At 45.3% G+C, this 495-nt stretch carries 1 protein-coding gene; it reads left to right on the forward strand.

Annotated features, from left to right (window positions below; genetic code table 11):
• Positions 1-337: AFG1/ZapE family ATPase (gene zapE, locus AB4585_RS25750; RefSeq protein ID WP_372171616.1), on the forward strand; the 337-nt coding region annotated here is incomplete at its 5' end.
• Between the last annotated feature and the right edge of the window lie 158 nt (positions 338-495).

A 495-nucleotide genomic window follows, 5' to 3' on the forward strand; every position in this document is an offset into this window, starting at 1 on the left:
GCAAAGGGCATACAATGGTGTGTTGATGGCAAGTTTTGCTCAGTTGTGCCAAACCGCTCGCAGTCAAAATGATTATATTGAGTTGTCGAAGGAGTATCACACGGTGTTGCTAGTTGATGTGCCTAAGTTGGATGCGAGCAATGATGATGCAGCGAGGCGCTTTATTGCCTTAGTGGATGAGTTCTATGAAAGGCGCGTCTGCCTTATTATTGCCGCTACAGTGCCTTTGACCGAGCTGTATGCCGGTGGACGACTTGAATTTGAATTTCAGCGCTGTGAATCGCGACTTACTGAGATGCAGAGCAATGACTATTTAGCAGAGGAACACCTTGCCTAGCTAATGCTGTAGCTAAGATATAGTCGAGGCACTCACACCTTGTATTCTGGCGTTATGCACTAAAAAGTGTTCAAAAAACTCTCAAACAGGATTGCGTTTTTAGTAGGCTTCGGTATAATCCTGCGACCCACCGTTACTGCAGGTGATTTTCTTTATAG

It is taken from the genome of Vibrio sp. 10N.222.49.C9, assembly GCF_041474985.1.
Classification (GTDB): Bacteria; Pseudomonadota; Gammaproteobacteria; order Enterobacterales; family Vibrionaceae; genus Vibrio; species Vibrio crassostreae_C.